13 protein-coding genes and 1 other RNA gene are annotated in these 17,122 nt (G+C 71.6%); 5 read left to right on the forward strand and 9 right to left on the reverse strand.

Annotation, left to right across the window (positions count from 1 at the left end):
- Positions 1 to 360: 360 nt before the first annotated feature.
- Positions 361 to 1,248, reverse strand: coding sequence for a tyrosine recombinase XerC (gene xerC / locus GXY85_04190; GenBank protein NLW50030.1), 888 nt, complete (start codon positions 1,246 to 1,248; stop codon positions 361 to 363).
- A gap of 160 nt (positions 1,249 to 1,408) precedes the next feature.
- Here xerC and GXY85_04195 point away from each other — a divergent pair, with 160 nt between their 5' ends.
- A complete protein-coding gene (locus GXY85_04195) occupies positions 1,409 to 2,395 on the forward strand; it encodes an HD domain-containing protein (protein NLW50031.1) in 987 nt (328 codons plus the stop codon).
- 55 nt (positions 2,396 to 2,450) lie between these two features.
- Positions 2,451 to 3,773: a nucleotide sugar dehydrogenase gene (locus GXY85_04200; GenBank protein NLW50032.1), complete on the forward strand. Its 1,323-nt coding sequence runs from the start codon at positions 2,451 to 2,453 to the stop codon at positions 3,771 to 3,773.
- A 469-nt stretch (positions 3,774 to 4,242) separates the two neighbouring features.
- On the opposite strand, the gene GXY85_04205 is transcribed toward GXY85_04200, so the two are convergent.
- Positions 4,243 to 5,730, reverse strand: a complete 1,488-nt coding sequence (locus GXY85_04205) for a radical SAM protein (protein ID NLW50033.1) — start codon at positions 5,728 to 5,730, stop codon at positions 4,243 to 4,245.
- A 130-nt stretch (positions 5,731 to 5,860) separates the two neighbouring features.
- Positions 5,861 to 7,198 carry a twin-arginine translocase subunit TatC gene (gene tatC, locus GXY85_04210; protein NLW50034.1) on the reverse strand — a complete coding sequence of 446 codons (1,338 nt, stop codon included), beginning with the start codon at positions 7,196 to 7,198 and terminating at the stop codon, positions 5,861 to 5,863.
- A 194-nt stretch (positions 7,199 to 7,392) separates the two neighbouring features.
- Here tatC and GXY85_04215 point away from each other — a divergent pair, with 194 nt between their 5' ends.
- Complete coding sequence (locus GXY85_04215; GenBank protein NLW50035.1) at positions 7,393 to 7,788, forward strand: RidA family protein; 396 nt, start codon at positions 7,393 to 7,395, stop codon at positions 7,786 to 7,788.
- A 20-nt stretch (positions 7,789 to 7,808) separates the two neighbouring features.
- On the opposite strand, the gene rpoN is transcribed toward GXY85_04215, so the two are convergent.
- From rpoN to ffs, 5 genes are all read right to left on the reverse strand, one after another.
- Positions 7,809 to 9,281: an RNA polymerase factor sigma-54 gene (rpoN, locus tag GXY85_04220; protein ID NLW50036.1), complete on the reverse strand. Its 1,473-nt coding sequence runs from the start codon at positions 9,279 to 9,281 to the stop codon at positions 7,809 to 7,811.
- 27 nt (positions 9,282 to 9,308) lie between these two features.
- The gene (gene recR / locus GXY85_04225; GenBank protein ID NLW50037.1) at positions 9,309 to 9,881 is read right to left on the reverse strand and encodes a recombination protein RecR; all 573 of its coding nucleotides are present in this window, start codon (positions 9,879 to 9,881) and stop codon (positions 9,309 to 9,311) included.
- Between the two features lie 107 nt (positions 9,882 to 9,988).
- Positions 9,989 to 10,339 (reverse strand): YbaB/EbfC family nucleoid-associated protein, encoded by a 351-nt coding sequence (locus GXY85_04230; GenBank protein NLW50038.1) that lies wholly within the window; start codon positions 10,337 to 10,339, stop codon positions 9,989 to 9,991.
- Between the two features lie 50 nt (positions 10,340 to 10,389).
- Positions 10,390 to 11,937, reverse strand: coding sequence for a DNA polymerase III subunit gamma/tau (dnaX, locus tag GXY85_04235; GenBank protein NLW50039.1), 1,548 nt, complete (start codon positions 11,935 to 11,937; stop codon positions 10,390 to 10,392).
- Between the two features lie 77 nt (positions 11,938 to 12,014).
- An RNA gene (ffs, locus tag GXY85_04240) (signal recognition particle sRNA large type) lies at positions 12,015 to 12,280 on the reverse strand.
- A gap of 602 nt (positions 12,281 to 12,882) precedes the next feature.
- Here ffs and GXY85_04245 point away from each other — a divergent pair.
- Both GXY85_04245 and GXY85_04250 read left to right on the forward strand, forming a co-directional pair.
- A complete protein-coding gene (locus GXY85_04245) occupies positions 12,883 to 13,677 on the forward strand; it encodes a dihydropteroate synthase (protein NLW50040.1) in 795 nt (264 codons plus the stop codon).
- A 24-nt stretch (positions 13,678 to 13,701) separates the two neighbouring features.
- Complete coding sequence (locus tag GXY85_04250; GenBank protein NLW50041.1) at positions 13,702 to 14,514, forward strand: alpha/beta fold hydrolase; 813 nt, start codon at positions 13,702 to 13,704, stop codon at positions 14,512 to 14,514.
- Between the two features lie 50 nt (positions 14,515 to 14,564).
- Here GXY85_04250 and gltA read toward each other — a convergent pair whose 3' ends face one another.
- On the reverse strand, positions 14,565 to 16,880 hold the full coding sequence (gene gltA, locus GXY85_04255; GenBank protein ID NLW50042.1) for an NADPH-dependent glutamate synthase: 2,316 nt from the start codon (positions 16,878 to 16,880) through the stop codon (positions 14,565 to 14,567).
- Positions 16,881 to 17,122: the final 242 nt, after the last annotated feature.

Below are 17,122 nucleotides of genomic sequence, written 5' to 3' on the forward strand. Positions count from 1 at the left end.
CAGGATGACAGCAGGGGGGGCGGCGCGGGTGCGAGCCGGGCGGCTCGTGTTGCGTGCGCCGTCCGGGGGCGGACGCTTCGCCGCAGTCGTTGGGTCGAGGTCCTTCGCGCCGCCTGAGCGGCGCTCAGGATGACAGCAGGGCGGTCGGCGCGGGTGCGAGCCGGGCGGCTCGTGTTGCGTGCGGCGTCCGGGGGCGGACGCTTCGCCGCAGTCGTTGGGTCGAGGTCCTTCGCGCCGCCTGAGCGGCGCTCAGGATGACAGCAGGGCGGGCGGCGCTCAGGATGACAGCAGGGTGGTCGGCACGGGTGCGGACATGTGGCCCGGCCGCCCGGCGGCCCATCCGCCGCAGGCGCGCGCCCGTCAGGCCCGGGGGTGCGCGCGGTCGTAGGTTGCCTTCAGGTCCTCGTGCGAGAGGTGGGTGTAGATCTGGGTCGTGCTCAGGTTCTCGTGTCCGAGCAGCTCCTGCACGGAGCGCAGGTCGGCACCGTTCGAGAGCATGTGTGTGGCGAAGCTGTGGCGCAGGGCGTGGGGGCTGAGTTCGGGGTTCAGGCCGGCCGTCAGCGCGTGCCGCTTCAGGATGCGCCGCACGCTGCGTGGCGTCAGGCGCCGGCCGCCGCGGGCGTTGAGGAACAGCGCGTGGGAGTCGTTGCGGCGGGGCGTGTCGGGTGCGGCGGTGCCCAGGTAGGCGCCGATGGCCTCGACGGCGCAGCGGCCGACGGGCACGATGCGCTCCTTCTTGCCCTTGCCGCGTACGCGCACCAGGCCGTCGCCGGCGGCGACGTCGGCCAGGTCGAGGGCCGTCAGTTCGCCGACGCGCAGCCCGCCGCCGTAGAGCGTCTCGAGCATGGCCAGGTCGCGGCGGCCGGCCCAGGTGGCGGGATCGGGCGCGGCCAGGAGGCGTTCGACCTCGCTGATGGTCAGGAAGCGCGGCAGCCGCTGCTCGCGGCGCGGGGAGCGGAGGATGACCATCGGGTTGTCCTGGCGCAGGCCCTGCCGCTGGAGGAACTTGTGGAAGCTGCGCACTGCGGCGGTGCGGCGCGCGAGCGTGGCTCGGGCCAGGCCGCGCGCCTGCAGTCCGGCCATGAACGCGCGGACGTCCTGCAGGCCGACCTCGAGCATCGTGCGGCCGCGCCGGTCCATGAAGTCGGCGAACATCGCCAGGTCCGTGGCGTAGGCGCGGATGGTGTGGGGCGAGCAGCCGCGCTCGACCGCCAGGCGATGCAGGAAGTCGTCGATCAGTTCGTCCATGTCGGGCCTCGTCGGCCATGATAGGCGGGTGTGCGGGGCGGCTGCAAATACCGTCCCGGTCAGCGGGGGGCGTTCCGGCGCTTGACACGGGGGGCGGGCGGCGATAGGTTGGGCGCTCCGGCCGCCCGGGGACGGCGGCTCACGCAGGGGCGGGGAGACGATGGACATCGACGCACTGGAGGCCGGGCAGCTCATCACCGACGAGGTCTTCCTGGTCGCCGAAGCGCGGCTGCAGGTCGACCGGCGCGGGCAGCAGTACTACACCCTGACGCTGAACGCCGAGGGCGGCCGGCCGATCGAGGCCAAGGTCTGGTCCGACAGCATCGGGGCCGCCATCGAGGCCGGCCGGGGGCTGGAGGTGCTGGCCCGGATCGACGAGTTCCGCGGCAAGAAGCAGCTTAACGTCCAGCGCTACAAGGTGCTCGATGCGGCCGACTACGACCTGTCGGCGTTCGTGCGCACGGCCGACATCGACGCGGACGCGGCGTTCGAGACGCTGTTCGACTGGGAGCGCGAGGGGTATGTCGACCCGCTTCTGAAGCGCCTGATGGCCGAGTTCCACGGCAACGCGGCGTTCGCGGCCGAGTTCAAGACCTGTCCGGCGGCCAGCCACAACCACCACAACTACGCGGGCGGCCTGATCGAGCACACGCTGGAGGTCTGGCGGCTGGCCGAGGCCATCCTGGGCGCCGGGGTGGGTGCGTTCGACCGCGAGATGGTCCTGTGCGCCGCGGCGCTGCACGACGTCGGCAAGGTCCGCAGCTATCGGCTGGTGGCCGGCATCAGCCAGCGCACGGAGGTGGGGGAGCTGCTGGATCACATCTTCGTGAGCGCCTCGATGGTGAGCAACGTGTGGGACGCTGCCGTGCGGCCGGAGGTGCCGGCCGAACGGCAGGAGGCCGCCGCGCGGCGCAAGGGGTTGCTGCTGCACGCCGTCCTGAGCCATCACGGCAAGCGCGAATGGGGCGCGCCGGTGGTGCCGCGCACGCCGGAGGCGGTGCTGGTGCACTACTGCGACGTGATCAGCTCGACGATGCGCATGTGCTTCGACGCGCTGGGGAACGCGCCGGAAGGCGAGCCGTGGACGGACAACGTGTACATCATGGACCAGGCGCGCCGCCTGTTCGTGCCCCGCGATCCGGTCTGACGCACCCGTCGGGCTTCGCACTGCCGTCCCCGCATCCTCTGTACTGGAGACATCCATGAGCGATCGTGACGTTGTGCGGGAAGCCGTCGCCCGGATCCGTTCGGGGCCCGTGACGACGGGCGTCATCGGCCTGGGCTACGTGGGGCTGCCGCTGGCGCTGCTCTGCGCCCGGCGTCTGGGCACCGTGGTGGGGCTGGAAGCGGACCCCGAGCGCGTCGAGGCGGCCCGGGCGTGCCGGCCCTACATCGACGACGTGACGGCGGCCGAGCTGCAGGAGGCCGCCCGCGCGGGCTTTCGCGCGACCACCGACCCCGCCGAGCTGGCGGGGTGCGACGTGATCGTCATCTGCGTGCCCACGCCGCTGCGCAAGACGCGCGACCCGGACCTCTCGTACATCATCCAGAGCGTCGAGGCGGTGGCCGCCCACATGCGGCCCGGCAAGCTCATCGTGCTGGAGAGCACGTCGTATCCGGGCACGACCGACGAACTCGTCCGTCCCTACCTGGAGAAGGACGGGCTGACGGCGGGGCGGGACTTCTTCCTGGCCTTCAGCCCCGAGCGCATCAACCCGGGCCCGGCCTACCGGAAGTTCAACCTGGTCAACACGCCGAAGGTCGTCGGCGGCATCACCCCGGCGTGCACGGAGGTGGCCGCGGCCTTCTACGGGAAGATCGTGCAGACCGTCGTGCCCGTGTCGAACAGCCGCGCGGCGGAGATGGTGAAGCTGATCGAGAACACCTACCGCAGCGTCAACATCGCGCTGGCCAACGAACTGGCGCAGATGTGCAACGAACTGGGCGTGGACGTCTGGGAGGTCGTCGATGCCGCCCGGACGAAGCCGTACGGCTTTGAGGCCTTCTACCCGGGGCCCGGCCTGGGCGGGCACTGCATCCCCGTGGACCCCTTCTACCTGGCCTGGAAGGCGCGCCTGCACGGCATCGAACCGCGGTTCATCGACCTGGCCGGACGCGTCAACGCCGAGATGCCCCGCCACGTGGTGAGACTGGTCACCGACCTGCTGAACGAGGCCGCCCGACCCGTGCGCGACTCGCGCGTGCACGTGCTGGGCGTCGCCTATAAACCCGACGTGGCCGACACGCGCGAGTCGCCGGCCCTGCCCATCATGGAGTCGCTGAGGCGCAAGGGCGCGTGCCTGTCATACACCGACGCGCACGTGCCGTCCGTGCGGCTGGCCGGAGGCGAGGAACTGCGCTCGGTGCCGCTGGCCGACGCCGACCTGCCCGGGGCGGACCTGGTGCTCATCGTCACGGACCATGCGGACTTCCCGTGGGGCGAGATCGTGTCGCAGTCGCGGCGCATCCTGGACACGCGCAACGTGCTCAAGGACTTCCGCGAGCCGCACATCCGGAAGCTGTAGGGATACCCCGGGGACGCTTCCCGCCGTGGAGGGGCACGCTCCGTCGTGCCCGCTCCTGCAATCACCGGCCGCTCGCCATCCCCGGCCGCGACAGAGCGCGGCCCTCCACTTGCACGGACGGTTCACGCCGCTGGAGGGGCACGCTCCGTCGTGCCCGCTCTCGCAATCACCGGCCGCCTGCCATCCCCGGCCGCGACAGAGCGCGGCCCTCCACCGATCCCCGGCCGCGACAGAGCGCGGCCCTCCACTTGCACGGACGGTTCACGCCGCTGGAGGGGCACGCTCCGTCGTGCCCGCTCTCGCAATCACCGGCCGCCTGCCATCCCCGGCCGCGACGGAGCGCGGCCCTCCACTTGCACGGACGGTTCACGCCGTTGGAGGGGCACGCTCCGTCGTGCCCGCTCCACGCCACCGGGCGGGGGCGCCCGGCGCTACCCATTGGGGGGGGCGGCCATGCGCGGGCGGGCCGTCAGGACTGCTCGCCGGAGGGTGCCTCGGCGGCCAGGGCGTCGTACTTCGCCTGGATCGCCTTGAGGATGGGGACGTTGTAGAGCCACCAGGAGCAGGCGGGGATGCTGCGGACCTCGCCGGTGTCGACGTCCTCGTAGGCGAAGCCGGAGGCACAGCGGACCAGGCGGGCCGATTCGAGCGAGTGGGTCTCCTCGAAGGGCAGCACGATGACCCTGAGCGGGTCGCGCAGGTGCGTGTGCGCGCGCAGTTGGTCGGCCAGGGGCTTGCCGGCCAGCAGGCCGGTGAAGAGCCGCAGGAGCGCGAGCTTCGGCGAGCCCTGCATCACCCGGCGGGTGTCGCAGGATCGGTGCCACCAGCCGTTCATCGCCCGGAGCGCCCTGAGGCGGCCCGGGCGTTCGCCCAGCGTCTCGGCGACGTCCAGCGCGTCCCGGGCGGCCTCGGCCAGCGGCCTCTTGAGGAAGTGGCTGACGGGCCGGTAGCGTTCGCCGTCGCTGATCAGCAGGGTGGCGGACTCGCAGTTCGGGTGCACGCTCTGGAACGTCTCGCGGTGGCCGGCTCCGACGCTGGACAGGATGCCGGTGAACTCGTTCTGCATGCCCAGCGGCAGGAACTCCACCGGCTCGTCCAGCGCGGCGTCGACCATCTGTTCGACGTCCTCGATGGTGGTGACGGCCGTGGTCTCGTATCGGTCGTTGTCCCACGTCTCCGTCAGGGGCAGCAGGTAGAGGCCCTTGAGGTGGCTGCGGTGCTCGTGGCAGAAGGCGATCGTGTCGGCCATGTGCCGGTCGTTGATGCCGCGGGCGCAGCAGCACATGATGATGTTCTGTCGGCGCTTGCTGAAGCGGCGCATGTTCTCCAGGGCCTGGATCTTCTTGGCGGCGACGCTCGTGTTCTTGCGCATGCCCGCGTAGATCTCCGGCGCGCGTCCGTCGAACCCGAGCAGGATGGGCACGTCCTTCTCGCAGAGGCGGCGGCAGTAGTCCTCGTCGGCCAGCTTCAGCCCGTTGGTCACCACGAAGATGGTCAGGCCGAACGAGCGCCCGAGGTCGATCAGCTCGAACAGGTCGTCGCGGCAGGTCGGCTCGCCGCCGAAGAAGTGGACGACCGGCTTCGGCTCCCACTGCGACAGGCCCTTGAAGATGCGCTCGAAGTACTGTCGCGGGGGGTAGAACTCGAACCGCATCGACGGGACGTTCGCCACGCAGATCGGGCAGTTCATGTTGCAGCGGTTCGTCACGTCCAGGAACACCATGCGGGGCGAGCCGTGGGCGAAACAGGTGTCGCACGTCAGGCTGCAGGCGGGCACCCGGGCGGGGTCGAAGCGCGCCAGGCGCCGCTTCGCCTGCCAGGCATCCGCGTCGTTGCTCACCACCGCCTCGCTGTAGCCGCAGGTGGGACAGGTGCGGGCCAGGTAGACCTGCCCGTCGCGGATGACGTGTTCGACGGGCACGCGGGCACGGCACTTCTCGCAGACGCCGTAGTTCATGGGCGACCCCTGTATGTGCGACCCCGACCGGGGGGGGCGTGTTCTGTAGAGAAACGGCGGAACCCCCTATGGTAGTGCGGGAGGGCGGGCCGCCGCAAGGACAGGGCGGGCCGTGCGCGCCGGGCGTGGCTCAGGGCGGATCGGCCGGCGCCAGGAGGGTGCGCCATTCGGAGTCGGCGGCGGCCAGGTCGGCCGGCTCGCCGCCGCTGCGGAAGGTGGCCGTGCGGCCGGCGGCGACGCGGAGGTCCTGTCCGCCGGCGGAGACGTGTGCGGTGCCCTCAAAGACGGTGACGGTCAGCGTGTCCGGGTCGGGAGAGTGGAACTCCGCGCGGCCGCCCGCCAGCTCGGCGCGTGCCGGGGCCGTGCGGACCGACACGGCCGGGCCTCCGCCGGGGCATCGTACCAGGCAGCGGCCGGCATACAGGCTCACGCCCGTCGCGCCGTGCACTTGCAGGCGCCCGCCGGGTGCGAGGTGGATGCGCGCCTCGCCGTCCGCCGGCGCGATCTCTGCCAGCCCCTGCGGCCCGGTGCGGCAGACGGCACCGCGCCGCAGCCGCACGGCGGTCCCTGCCGCCAGGACGGCATCGTTCATCCGGACCTCGCCCCGAACGGCGGCCAGTTCGCCGACGGGCCAGAGGTGGAACCAGGCCAGCGCCACGGCGCCGGCCAGCAGGATGGCGCCCGTGAAGCCGAGGAACCCACGGAAGGCCGTCCGGCTGGGGGCCGCCGCCAGGCCGCCCAGGTCGTAGAGCACGATCAGGGTCACGGCCATCATCAGTTGCGTCACAAGGTCGGGCGGCGTCAGGATCGCTCCGACGATGAACGCCGTCAGGACGAACCCCTTGCGGCAGCGCTGCAGGGCGGCCGGTTCGAGCACGCCCCACCGGATCAGGTAGAAGATGATGACGGGCGTCTGGAACACGATGGCGAGCGCCACCGTGAGCGTGAACACGAGCGAGAGGTAGCTGCCGATCATCAGCACCGGCTCCGCCCAGCCGCCCGACAGGCTGATGAGGTAGCGCAGCGCGACGGGCAGGAATACGAAGTAACCGAAGCCGACGCCGGCGGCCAGGCAGAGGAGGCAGGCGGCCGCCAGCCGGACGCCCCGGCGGCGCTCATGCGGGAACAGGCCGGGGGCAATGAACGCCCAGAGCTGGTAGATGACGACGGGCGAGACGAGCACCAGGCCGAAGGCCATGCACGTCTTGATCTGCGCGATGAATGACTCGAAGTGGCTGCTGTACTTCAGCAACGTGTCGAGGTCCAGCGCCTGCATGGCCAGCACGTGCGGCCGTTGGACGATCAGCCAGATCCGGTGGCGGAACTTCCAGCAGAGGACGAACGCGGCCCCCACGGCGACCAGGCAGATGATGAGGCGGCGGCGGAGTTCCTCCAGATGCTCGCCGAGCGGCATGACGGCCATCCCGTCCTGGTCCCGTCTGCGCGGCGGCCGTTCCTGTTCTGGCATGCCCCTCTCACCCGTTCGCGACCCGCAGGGCATTATACAGAGGCCCCGACGGGGCGCCAAATGCGGCCGCAGGGCGGCCACCGTCGCACCCGCACACGGGTGGCGCGGCCGTCTCGGCCGCGGGTTGTGGTGCCCTGCGGGGGGTGTGTACAATCGCGGTCCGTCGGCGGTTCGCGTGGACGAGGGAGACGAGCATGGCGAGCGTGGACGAGAGGCTGAAGGAGCTGGGCCTGGAGTTGCCGCCGGCGGCTGCGCCGCTGGCGCAGTACGTGCCGGCGAAGCGGCTGGGGGAGGGGGTGTCGGTCGCGCAGGGGCGCGAGTGTGCGCGGCTGTGCGCGCTGAACGCACTGGCGGCCGTGAAGCAGGCGGCCGGGAGTCTGGAGTCCGTGGCGGAGGTGGTGCAGCTCCGGGGGTTCGTCCGCAGCGCGCCGGACTTCGGGGACCAGCCGGAGGTGGTCAACGCGGCGTCCGAGCTGATGGCGGCCCTGTTCGGCGAGGCGGGCCGGCACGTGCGTTCGGCGGTGGGCGTGAGCGCCCTGCCGCGGGGCGTGCCGGTGGAGCTGGAGCTGATCGTGCGGCTCAAGGCGTAGCGGCCCCCGGCCGGGGGCGGTCAGTATTCCTTGCGCCGGCGCGAGGACGGGATTCCGAGCACCTTTCGGTATTTGGAGACGGTGCGGCGGGCGATCTCGATGCCCTGCGCGGCCAGTTGGGCGGCCACCTGGTCGTCGCTGAGCGGGTTGGTCTTGTCTTCGTTCTCGATGATCTGCAGGAGCTTCTGGCGGACGACCTCCCAGGACTCGACCTCTCCATCGTTCTTCTCGACGCCGCCGGTGAAGAAGTGCTTGAGCGAGAAGACGCCGCGGGGCGTCTGGACGTGCTTGCCGGCCAGTGCGCGGCTGACGGTGGAGACGTGCACGCCGACGCGGTCGGCGATCTCCTGCATCCTCAGGGGCTTGAGGGCCATCGGGCCCTTGTCGAAGAATGCCTTCTGCTCTTCGACGATGGCGGAGGCGATGTTGTAGATCGTGCTGCGGCGCTGCTGGATGGCGTCGATGAGCCAGCGTGCGCCCTGGAGCTTGTCCTTCAGATAGGCCTGGGTGCGGGCGTCGAGGTCTTCGCGCTGGAGGCGCCGGGCGTAGTAGGCGGCGATGCGCAGGGGGGGCAGGTCGGCGTCTTCGAGCATGACGCGGTATTCGCCGTCCACGAGTTCCACGCGCAGATCGGGCACGACGTGGGGTGCGGTCTGCTCGCCGAAGAGGGCGCCGGGCATGGGGTTGAGGGCGCCGATCTGGTCGATGGCGTGCTTGAGTTCCTCCATGGTGCAGCCGAGGGCACGGACGATGCCGGGGTAGCGGTTCTTGAGGATGTCCTGGAAGTGCTCGGAGATGAGTTGCCGCAGGAGCGGGTAGTCGGGGGCGTGTTCGTCGAGCTGGAGGAGCAGGCACTCTTCGAGCGTCCGGGCGCCGACGCCGGGGGGCTCCAGGCCCTGGACGACGCGCAGGGCCTGGCGGGCCAGTTCGATGTCGACGGGCTCGTCCATCGACTCGACGATCTCCTCGAGGGGGTATTCCAGGTAGCCGCGCCAGTCCAGGTTGGCGATGATGTTCTCGCAGGCGGCGAGCACCTCGGGGGCGAGGTCCAGGTAGGTGATCTGGGACTGCAGGTGGTCGGCCAGGGTGATCTCGGGGGCGGGGGAGTTCTCGATGGCTGCGCGCTTGCCGTCTTCATCGTCGGCCGGGGAGCCGCGCACCCCCAGCTCCGTCGCCTCCCCTTCGGCCTGCCGGATGATCTCCTCGACGGCGTCGTAGTCTTCGTCTTCGAGGGGCTCGGGCTCGGTCTCGGGCTCCTCCTGGAGCGGTTCGACCACTTCGAGGTCCTCGACGGGGCCGTCTTCGGGCGCCTCGCCGTCGGCGGCGTCTTCCGGCCCGGCGACCTCCAGCAGGGGGTTCTCCAGCAGTTCCTGGTCGATGCGTTCGCGCAGTTCGAGCAGCGGGAGCTGGAGGATCTCAATGGACTGGATGATCTGCGGGGCGAGCTTGAGCCGCATCTCCTGGCGGGCCTGCAGGCTGGCTTCGAGTCTCATCGCTCGCTCACTGTGTCTATCGCAACGCTATCGGGGCATCTCGCGCCGCCCCGTCAGGGCATCGGTCAGCACGGCAGAGTCGGCGTATTCCAGGCGGCTGCCGCTGGGCAGGCCGCGGGCCGGGCGGGTGACGCGCACGCCGGTGCCTTCCAGGGCCTGGCGTACGTAGAGCGCGGTGGCCTCGCCCTCCATGTCGGGATCGGTGGCGACGATCACCTCCTTAACCTCGCCGCCGGCGACCCGCGTGCGCAGGCTGCGCACGGTCAGATCCTCGGGCTCAATGCCGTCCAGGGGGGCGAGCCGCCCGCAGAGCACGTGGTAGAGCCCTCTGTAACCACCGGTCTGCTCGATGGATACGACGTCGCGCGCGTCTTCCACGACGCAGAGCACGGAGCGGTCGCGGCGCGGATCCGAGCAGACGGGGCAGGGGTCGGTCTCGGCGAACTGGTGGCAGGTGGAGCACTGCCGGACGCGGTGCTTCACCTCCCGGATGGCGTCCGCCAGGGCGAGCGCCTCCTGGTCCGACGAGCGCAGCACGTGGTATGCCAGCCGTTCGGCCGTGCGTTCGCCAATGCCGGGCATCCGGCCCAGCAGGTCCATCAGCCGGGCGATGGACTCTGTGTAGCCCCGTGTCACCTGCCCGTCGCTCCCTCTCGCTCGGTCTCTCCGATGGTATTGTACCGGCCGCCCCCCGAGTTGGCAATCCGTCAGAGCAGCCCTTCGAGCCCCGGGATGCCCATGTTGCCGGCGACCTTGCCCCGTTCGGCCTCCTCGAGTTCCTGGGCCTTCTTGAGCCCCTGGCGGATGGCCGCCAGGACCATCTCCTGGAGGAACTCGGGGCCTTCCTCCTCGAAGACGGTCTGGTCAATCTTGACGTCCAGAGGCTCCCGGAGCCCGTTGAAGACGACCTTGACCATGCCGCCGCCGGCGGTGCCCTCGACGGCGCGTTCGCGGAGGTCTTCTTCCACCTCGCGCATGCGCCGCTGCATGTCCTTCATCTGCTTCTGGGCCTGTTTCATCAGACCGCCCAGATCGCCGAGACCTCCGAGTCCTCGCATGTCGTCTGCTCCGTTCTGCGGATAGTGCGCACTGCAAACAGCCGGGGCCGTCACTCCTCGGTTTCGTCCGGAGGCGGGGCCTGGTCCTCAACCTCCGGCCCGCCGTCGGGGGGGGCGGTCCGTTCCAGCCGCACCGGATTCAGCCCCAGGGCCTTTTCCCCTTCCAGGAACGCCGTGCGCAGCGGGCCCTCGGCCATGGCCTCGCGGGCCGTCTCCGGTGCGTCGGCGCAGCTCATCATCTCGCGGAACTTCCGGTCCGGCACCCCGGCCGGCGGCGCCGCCGAGAAAGGGGGCGGGGCGTCGTCCGGCGCTCCGGGCGGCTTGGCGGCCGCCCTGGCTCCGTTGTTCAGGCGTTCCTTCAGGCGCGCGATCGAGGCGGAGGCCCCTGAGCCGGCCGTTCCGGGCGCGTCGGCCGGGGGGCGGGCCGGCCGCCGCTGCGGGGGCGGGTCGGGGCGGCCGGCGTCGGTCGCCCCGGAGCCGGCGAGCCGTTCGACGGCCTCGGCCAGGGGCAGCAGGTCGGCCAGGCGCGCCATCTTGACCACGGCCAGTTCCAGCGCGATGCGTCCGGTCGTGTCGCGCCGCGCGCGCAGCCGGGCCTCGCGCAGGAGCTGCAGCATGTAGGTGAGCTGATCGGGCGAGAAGAGGTCCGCCTGGGCCTTGCGCGTCTCCGCGTCGGCCGCCGCGCCGGCCAGCATGGGGTCGTCGGGGCCGCAGTAGCAGGCCACGAGCAGGTCGCGCAGGTACTCGCTGAGCTGGTCGGCGAAGTCCTCCGGGGCGGTGCCTCCGAACAGGAGCGCGTGCAGAGCGCGCAGGGCGGCGGCCACGTCCTGGCGGGCGAAGGCGTCCACCATGCGGCTCAGCGCCTCGCGGTCGACCGCGCCGAGCACGCCGAGCACGTCCTGCATGCGCACGGTCTGGCCGGCGGCGGCCACCTGGTCCAGCGTGCCCAGGGCGTCGCGCATGGAGCCGCGCGCGGCGCGGGCGACGGCGGCCAGCGCGCCGGGCTCGGCCTGCAGGCCCTCGTCCGCGCAGACCTTCTCCAGCATGGTCACGATGCCGGCGTCGGGTATGCGGCGGAAGGTGAAGCGCTGGCAGCGGCTCGTGACCGTCTCGGGTATCTTCTGCGGGTCGGTGGTGGAGAAGATGAACTTGACGTGCGCGGGGGGCTCCTCGAGCGTCTTGAGCAGCGCGTTGAACGCCGGCTCGGTGAGCATGTGGACTTCGTCGATGTAGTAGACCTTGAAGCGGCCGTGCGCGGGGGCCAGGCGCACGTTCTGTCGCAGGCTGCGCACCTCGTCGATGCCGCGGTTGGAGGCGCCGTCGATCTCCATCACGTCCATGTCGTCGCCCGTGGCGATACGGCGGCAGGATTCGCATTCGCCGCAGGGGTCGGGCGTGGGGCCGTCCTTGCAGTTCAGCGCCATGGCCAGCAGGCGCGCGGCCGTCGTCTTGCCCACGCCGCGGGAGCCGCAGAAGAGGTAGGCCTGGGCGACGCGGCCCGTGCGGACGGCGTTGCGGAGGGTGGTGGTCACCGGCTCCTGCCCGATGACGTCCTCGAAGCGGCGCGGGCGGTACTTGCGGGCGAAGACCACGTACATGTCCGGGCCCCGGAACTCAGAGGGGAGAGGCCGCCGCGCACGCCGGGCGCCGGCCCGACAGCGCCGAAAGAAAGGGGCCGTGCGCTCCGCTCGAAGTCTGCTGCGCGGCAGTAACGCCAGGGCGACTCAGGGCAGGCGATCCCACGGCAGACGGGGTACTGCTTATGGCTGCTGGCTTCCGCCCCTGACCAGGTTCGCAGCCGCCCGACTCCATGGGACCCACCCCTCAACGCCGTCCCTGAGGTCCTTATCCAACACAGAGACAGAACTCCTCCCGGAGTGGTCAGCCCTGCTCAAGCGGTTTGCAGGTTACAGGGCACCGCTAGCGCCCCGCTTAGCACGGCCCCATCATGTTCAGTCCGCTGCGCCGTCGCGCTCCGCGAGGGCACACCGCGTAGCGTACCACAGACGGCCCCCCGGGGCAACCGAATCCCGTGCGGCTGCGCCGGGCTCGCACCGGCGCAGCCCGCCCTGCTGTCATCCTGCCCGAGCAGGGTCTCGTGGCTGATCTCATCGACCCTGCTCGACCGGCGCAGCCCGCCCTGCTGTCATCCTGAGCGCCGCTCAGGCGGCGCGAAGGACCTCGATCCGGCAACTGCGGCGACGCGTCCGCCTGCCGGACGCCGTACACAACACGCACCGCCGCCGGGCGTGCACCCGCGCCGCCGGCCGCACGGGGCGAGGTTCTTCGTCGCTCCGCTCCTCAGAATGACAAAGCTCGTGTGTGCCCGTCCGTGTGAGGCACCGCGGCCGCACCTGCACCCGCGCCGGCGGCCGCACGGGCGAGGTTCTTCGTCGCTCCGCTCCTCAGAATGACAGGAGGGGACGATGCCCGGCGCCCCGCCTTCCCAAGCGGCCGAGGGCGGCCATTTGATTTGACCGGCGGCCGCTCCTATACTCGCAGGCGATATCGGGTTCCACATTCTCGCTCCAGGGGATGTCTCCATGCTTGTGATCGCCGAACGCATCAACGCCACGCGACGCCGCATCGCCCGGGCCTTCGAAGAGCGCGACGCCCGACTGCTGGCGCGCGAAGTGCGCAGGCAGGCCCAGGCGGGGGCCGACTTCATCGACGTGAACGCCGGCAGCGATCCCGCTCGGGAGGTCGAGAACCTCTCGTGGGCCGTCGAGGTGGTGCAGGACTGCACCGAACTGCCCCTCTGCCTGGACTCGGCCAACGCCGACGCGTTGCGGGCCGCCGTGCGGCTCGTCCGCGGCGAGGTCGTCATGCTCAACTCCGTGACCGGCGAGCGCGAGAAGATGGCCCGGGTCCTGCCCCTGGCCGCCGAGTGCGGCGCCCGCCTCGTCGCCCTGGCCATGGACGACCACGGCCTGCCGGAGACGGCCGAGCGGCGCATGGAGGTCACCGCCTCCCTGGTCGAGGCGGCCGGGCAGCACGGCATCCCAGCCGACCGCCTCTACGTGGACCCCTGCATCCAGCCCGTCAGCACCAGCCCCGGCCAGGCCATGGAGGTGCTCTCGGCGGTGTTCCGGATCATGCAGGCGTTCCCGGGCGTCCACACGACCTGCGGGCTGTCCAACATCAGCTTCGGCCTGCCGGGGCGGGCGCTGGTCAACCGCACCTACCTGGCCTGCCTGATCATGGCCGGGCTGGACTCGGCGATCGTGGACCCGACGGCGGAGGGGCTGATGGACGCCGTTCGGGCGGCCGAGGCGCTGGCCGGCCGCGACGAGTTCTGCATGAACTACATCCGCGCCGCCCGTGAGGCCGGCGTGTGAGCCCGGGGCGGCGGGCGAATGCCGATGGATGAACAGGTCCTGATCGAGACGCCGCGCGGCCGGCTGGTGGGGATGCTCCACCGTCCGCCGGGGCCGGCGTCGGCCCCCGGCGTGGTGTTCTGCCACGCGTTCGGCGAGGAGCGCAAGTCCAGCGCGCTGGCCATGGCGCGGCTCGCGCGGGCGGTGGCGGCGACCGGGCGGCCCGTGCTGCGGTTCGACTACTACGGCTGCGGCGACAGCGAGGGGGCGTTCATCGAGTCCGACGCCGCCACCCGGCTGGACGACGTGCGGGCGGCGGTGCGGTTCCTTCAGCACGCCGGCGGCCGGGAGGAGTTCCTGTTGCTGGGCCTGCGGCTGGGCGGCACGCTGGCGGCCCGGGCGGCCGAGGAGGCGGCCGGATGCGCGGGCCTCGTGCTGGTCGAGCCCGTGGCCGACGGGCGTGCGTACTTCGACGGCCTGACGCGCCGCAGCCTCGTGCGCGGCATGCTGACGCGCGGGAGCGGCGGCGCCCCGGAGGGCGGGGCGCACCGGGAGGCGGCCGGCGAGGGCGATGTGCTGGACCTGGACGGTTTCGCCATGCGGCCGGCGGCCGCCCGTTCGCTGGGCGCGCTGGGGATACGGAGCGGGGAGGTGGCCTTCGGCGGCCCGGTGCTCGTCTGCCAGGTGCATTTCAGGGACGCGGCGCGGCCGGACATGGAGGGCGTCTGCGCGGCCTATCGCACGGCGGGCGCAGCAGTTACGTTTGAGCGCCTCGTGCTGCCGCCGTTCTGGAACCGCGTCGATGTCGCCGTGGCCCCCGAGCTGGACCGGGTCGTCTGCGCCTGGCTTTCCCACTGAGGCGGCCGGGTTCGGAGGCCTCGGCGGCGGGAGAGCGGGGCGGGGTCAGGTCATTCGCATGCGGGGGGCGCGCCGGCCGCCCGGGCGTGGCGCTCCTGCAGGTATTGGTCGATGGCGGCGGCGGCCCGCTTGCCGGCGCCCATGGCCTGGATGACCGTTGCGGCGCCCGTGACGATGTCGCCGCCGGCGTAGACGCCGGGCAGGCTGGTGGCGCCGGTCACCTCATCGGCCGCGATCGTGCCCCACTTCGTGACTTCGAGCCCGGGGGTCGTCTGCGGCACCAGCGGATGGGGCCGGTTGCCGAAGGCGACGATGACCATGTCGACGGGGATGTCGAACTCGCTGCCTTCGACCGGGAAGGGGCGGCGGCGTCCGTCGGGGCCGGGCTCGCCCAGTTCCATGCGCACGCAGCGCAGCCCGCAGACCCAGCCGTGCTCGTTGCCCAGGACCTCTACGCTGTTGGTGAGCCACATGAACTTGAGGCCCTCGTGTTCGGCGTGCTTGAGTTCCTCGGCGCGGGCGGGGGCCTCCTCGATGGTGCGGCGGTAGACGAGCGTGACCTGCCGGGCGCCGAGCCGCATGGCCGTGCGGGCCGCGTCCATGGCCACGTTGCCGCCGCCGAGCACGGCCACGCGTTCCTTGACCATGATGGGCGTGGCGTAGTCGGCGCTGTAGCCGCGCATGAGGTTGGAGCGGGTGAGGTACTCGTTGGCGCTCAGGACGCCGTTGAGGTTCTCGCCCGGCACGCCGGCGAAGATGGGCGTGCCGGCACCGGAGCCGATGAAGACGGCCTCGTAGCCCTCGCTGAACAACTCCTCTATGGTGGCCGTCTTGCCCACCACGAAGTTGCGTTCGATCCCCACGCCCATCTGGTGCAGCAGGTCGATCTCGGCGTGCACGATGTCCTTGGGCAGGCGGAACGCCGGGATGCCGTACATCAGCACGCCGCCGGGCTCGTGCAGGGCCTCCAGGATGGTCGGGGAGTAGCCGCGCCGGGCCAGCTCGCCGGCGGCCGTGAGGCCGGCGGGGCCGGAGCCGACGACGGCGACCTTGATGCCGCGGGATGGCGCCAGGGCGGGGACTTCGACGTGGCCGCCGTTGCGTTCGAAGTCGGCGGCGAAGCGTTCCAGGTTGCCGATGGCGACGGGATCGCCCTTGCGCCCGAGCACGCAGAGCGCCTCGCACTGGGTCTCCTGCGGGCAGACGCGGCCGCAGACGGCCGGCAGCGTGTTGTCTTCCTTCAGTTTGCGCGCGGCGCCCAGGAAGTCATCCTCGGCGATGAGTCGGACGAAGCCGGGGATGTCCACGCCGACCGGGCAGCCCTCGACGCACCGGGGCTTCCTGCACTGCAGGCAGCGGCGCGCCTCGAGCACGGCCTGCTCCGGCCGGAGCCCGAAGGGGACCTCCTCGAAGTTGCGCACGCGGCTCTCGGCCGGCTGCTCCGGCATGGGCTGGCGCGGGATCTCGGCGGACCGCGCGGCGTTGCGGCCGGCCTCGATCATGGCGTCCTGCAGGGCCGTGTGCTTCCGGTCGCAGGAGTGGGCGGATTCGTACCTCGGCAGGTTGCGCTTGTGCGGGTCGCCTTCATACTGCTTCAGGCGGTGGGCCAGCTCGGCGAAGTCGACCAGGTGGCCGTCGAACTCCGGGCCGTCCACGCAGGCGAACTTCGTCTGCCCGTCCACCGTCACGCGGCAGCCGCCGCACATGCCCGTGCCGTCCACCATGATGGGGTTGAGGCTCACGACGGTGCGGACGCCGTAGGGGCGTGTGACCTCGGCGACGGCGGCCATCATCGGGACCGGGCCGACGGCGTAGACGGCGTCGAGCGTCTCGCCGGAATCGAGCAGTTGCCTGAGCAGGTCGGTGGGGAAGCCGTGGTGGCCGACCGAGCCGTCGTCCGTGGCCAGCTTCAGGTCGGTGCAGACGCTCCCGATCTCGTCCCGGAGGATGAGCAGTTCGCTGGTGCGGGCGCTGAGGATGCCGGTCAGGCGGCGGGCATGGCGGCTGAGGGCGTCGGCGATGGGCCAGATGAGGGCGATGCCCACGCCGCCGCCGACGGCCACGGCGTGCTCGCAGGGCTCCATCTCCGTGGGCATGCCCAGCGGGCCGGCGATGTCCGGGATGCGGTCGCCGGGCTCCATGGCGGCCAGCTTGCGGGTGCTGGCCCCGACGGCCTGGAAGACGATGGTGATCGAGAGGGCGCGGGGGTCGGCGGCGGCGATCGTCAGGGGCACGCGCTCGCCCGTCTGGTCGGGGCGCACGATGACGAACTGGCCGACCTTGCGTGCGACGGCGATGCGGGGGGCTCGGATGGTGGTGCGGTAGATGTCGGGCGCGAGGCGGTCCTTGGCCAGGATTTCGAACATGGGGCTCTCCGATCGGCAGGGCGGCCGGCGGGCGGTACGGGGGTCTGTCGAAGAAAAGCGCCGGCAGGGCCCCTCCAAAGGGGAAGCCTGCCGAGCAGGCTCCAAACACCCCCTGCCAGCGCCTCGTACGATTCTCGGCACCGGCCCGGTGGCCGACGCCGACGTTTGTCCGGAGGATTGTAAACCAATCGGAACCCCGTGGCAAGCCCATAAAAGGGGGATCCGGCGCCAGGATGCCGGAG

The sequence above is a fragment of the Candidatus Brocadiaceae bacterium genome, from assembly GCA_012728835.1.
In the GTDB taxonomy this organism is placed as follows: domain Bacteria; phylum Planctomycetota; class Brocadiia; order SM23-32; family SM23-32; genus JAAYEJ01.

Coding starts and splice junctions, on each gene's coding strand:
- xerC (NLW50030.1), bottom strand. CDS start 1,248: ATGGACGAACTGATCGACGACTTCCTGCATCGCCTGGCGGTCGAGCGC.
- GXY85_04195 (NLW50031.1), top strand. CDS start 1,409: ATGGACATCGACGCACTGGAGGCCGGGCAGCTCATCACCGACGAGGTC.
- GXY85_04200 (NLW50032.1), top strand. CDS start 2,451: ATGAGCGATCGTGACGTTGTGCGGGAAGCCGTCGCCCGGATCCGTTCG.
- GXY85_04205 (NLW50033.1), bottom strand. CDS start 5,730: ATGAACTACGGCGTCTGCGAGAAGTGCCGTGCCCGCGTGCCCGTCGAA.
- tatC (NLW50034.1), bottom strand. CDS start 7,198: ATGCCAGAACAGGAACGGCCGCCGCGCAGACGGGACCAGGACGGGATG.
- GXY85_04215 (NLW50035.1), top strand. CDS start 7,393: ATGGCGAGCGTGGACGAGAGGCTGAAGGAGCTGGGCCTGGAGTTGCCG.
- rpoN (NLW50036.1), bottom strand. CDS start 9,281: ATGAGACTCGAAGCCAGCCTGCAGGCCCGCCAGGAGATGCGGCTCAAG.
- recR (NLW50037.1), bottom strand. CDS start 9,881: ATGGACCTGCTGGGCCGGATGCCCGGCATTGGCGAACGCACGGCCGAA.
- GXY85_04230 (NLW50038.1), bottom strand. CDS start 10,339: ATGCGAGGACTCGGAGGTCTCGGCGATCTGGGCGGTCTGATGAAACAG.
- dnaX (NLW50039.1), bottom strand. CDS start 11,937: ATGTACGTGGTCTTCGCCCGCAAGTACCGCCCGCGCCGCTTCGAGGAC.
- GXY85_04245 (NLW50040.1), top strand. CDS start 12,883: ATGCTTGTGATCGCCGAACGCATCAACGCCACGCGACGCCGCATCGCC.
- GXY85_04250 (NLW50041.1), top strand. CDS start 13,702: ATGGATGAACAGGTCCTGATCGAGACGCCGCGCGGCCGGCTGGTGGGG.
- gltA (NLW50042.1), bottom strand. CDS start 16,880: ATGTTCGAAATCCTGGCCAAGGACCGCCTCGCGCCCGACATCTACCGC.